This is a genomic window from Parvibaculum sp. (assembly GCF_035511255.1).
Taxonomy (GTDB): domain Bacteria; phylum Pseudomonadota; class Alphaproteobacteria; order Parvibaculales; family Parvibaculaceae; genus Parvibaculum.
Window position 1 is genome coordinate 1 of sequence record NZ_DATKFR010000254.1, and the last position, 2,551, is coordinate 2,551.

Sequence of the window (2,551 nt, forward strand, 5' to 3'; positions counted from 1 at the left end):
CGCTGAGTAGTTCTGACAATAACTCAGTTCTCCGCGAGAGGCGGCGGGCCGTTCTATAGTCCACTCCGACGATGTGAACGGAGCGGGCTCCGGGGAGACTCGCTCACAATTCCGCAAAGGGAGGCTCGCGCGGCGCCGCGATGCAAAACGGAATGACCGGAACGACAAACGTGAACGGATCATACGACGTGCTCGTTGTGGGCGCCGGCGCCGGTGGTCTCGTCGCGGCCAATCGCGCGCATGATCTGGGTCTGCGCGTTCTGCTCGTCGAGAAAAGCGATCGCTTCGGCGGCACCTCGGCGGTGTCGGGCGGCGCCATCTGGGTACCGAACAATCCCGACAATGCGGCGCGCGACAGCAAGGAAGAGGCGCTCACCTATCTCAAGGCCTGCACCAAGGGCGAAGTCGCCGAGGACAGGTTGATGGCCTATATCGACAACGCGCCGGACGTCGTGCGCTACATGGCGGAGAAGGTCGGCCAACGCTTCATCTCGGTGCCCGAATATCCGGACTATTATCCGGCGCTGCCGGGCGCGAAGGCCGGCGGGCGGACCATGGATCCGGCGCCGGTCGACGGATCGAAGCTCGGCGAGATTTTCTTTCAGCTTCGCGAACCCTATTCGCTGATGAAGATGATGGGCCGCGTGTCGATGACGGTGTCCGAGGCGCGTGCCTTCACGTCGAAAAAGCCGGGCTGGCAGACCATGCTGCTGAAGGTGCTGCTCGGCTACTGGTTCGATTTCGGCTGGCGTCTGAAGACGAGGCGCGACCGCCGCCTCACCATGGGCAATGCGACGACGGGCGGCCTTCTGAAAGGCCTTGTCGAGCGCAATGTCGCGATGCTGCGGAACACGCAGCTCGTGCGTCTCGTCGAGGATGGTGGACGGGTGACCGGCGCGGTGCTCTCGCAGGACGGGCATGAATATACCGTCGATGTGCGCAAGGGCGTGATCCTTGCGGCGGGCGGCTTCGAACGCAATCAGGTGATGCGCGAGCAATATCTGCCGCAGCCGACCGAGCAGAAGTGGAGCATCACGCCGATGGTCAACAATACCGGCGATGCGATCCGCGCCGGGATCGAGATCGGCGCGGCGGTGGAGTTCATGCATTACGCCTGGTGGACGCCGTCGATGCGTCTGCCGTCGAAGGATACGCCGAACACGGAGACGCGGGTCGGCCTCTTCATGGAGCGCGCCTTTCCGGGCAGCGTCTGCGTCAACCGGCTCGGGCGGCGCTTCGCCAACGAGGCGATGTCCTATAATGATTTCGGCTATGCGATGATAGCCGACAATGAGAAGACAGGCGCGAATGCGCCGTGCTGGCTCGTCTTCGATGCGACGTTCCGGCGGAAATATATCTGCGGCGGATTGCTGCCGGGCGCCGTCGCGCCGGACAGTTCGCTGCCGCCCGAATGGGTCGACAACGTCTTTTACCGGGCGGACACGGTCGAGGCGCTGGCCGGCAAGATCGGCGTCGACCGGGCGGCGCTCGCCGACACGGTTCAACGTATGAATGGTTATGCGGCAACCGGCGTCGATCCGGAATTCGGCCGCGGCGGCAATGTCTATGACCGCTATTTCGGCGACAATGCGGTGAAGCCCAATCCATGTCTCGGCCGGATCGAGAAGGCGCCATTCTATGCGGTGCGCGTCGATCTCGGCGATATCGGCACCAAGGGCGGGCTCAAGGTCGACGCGAAGGCGCGCGTGCTGAGCGAAAGCGGCGACATCATTCGCGGGCTCTACGCGGTGGGCAATTGCTCGGCGGCGATCACGGCGGATTCCTATCCGGGCGCGGGCGCGACGCTCGGACCCGCCATGACCTTCGGCTATATCGCCGCGAACGATATCGCGAGCTCGATGAGCAACCGGACGGTGGAGGAACTTGCGGCCGCGGGGACGACGCCCGGTTTTCGCTCGGTGGCGACAGGTGATTGATCCGGAGTCCATATTGGGCGACGCGCCCTTCGGAACGACGCCGGTTGCCAAGCCGCTCGTCGTCGCCGATCCGGCCGCCACGACATGGGACAGGGGGACCGATCTCCTCGTCATCGGCTGCGGCGCGGCGGGCGCTTCCGCCGCACTTGAAGGCGCGGAACAGGGGCTCGACGTCATTATCGCCGACCGGTTCCAGGGCGGCGGCGCGAGCGCGCTGAGCGGCGGCATCGTCTATACCGGCGGCGGCAGCAGATACCAGCATCAGGCGGGATATAACGACAGCGTCGATGCGATGTACGACTATCTGCGCCATGAGGTCGAGGATGCGGTTTCGCCGGCGACGCTCAGGCGCTTCTGCGAAGACAGCCTCGCGCAGCTTGCCTGGCTGGAAAGCCACGGTGTCGAATTCGACGGCACGCCGTCGCCGCACAAGACCTCCTACCCGCAGCGTCCGCATTTTCTCTATTACTCCGGCAACGAGGCCGTCGCCGCCTATGCGGGCAAGGAACCGCCGGCGCCGCGCGGGCATCGGGTGAAAGGCGGCCCCTTTTCCGGCCTGCAACTGATGAACGGCTTGAAGGCGTCATTGCGGCGCATGAAGAGCGTGACATTCC

General features: G+C 64.6%; 2 protein-coding genes. Both read left to right on the plus strand.

Features of this window, described 5'->3' with window-relative positions:
• The first annotated feature begins 152 nt into the window (after nt 1-152).
• Nucleotides 153-1,937, plus strand: coding sequence for an FAD-dependent oxidoreductase (locus VMR03_RS10055; protein ID WP_325404770.1), 1,785 nt, complete (start codon nt 153-155; stop codon nt 1,935-1,937).
• A 13-nt stretch (nt 1,938-1,950) separates the two neighbouring features.
• Nucleotides 1,951-2,551 (plus strand): FAD-dependent oxidoreductase (locus VMR03_RS10060; protein ID WP_325404772.1); only part of this gene is annotated, 601 nt, incomplete at its 3' end.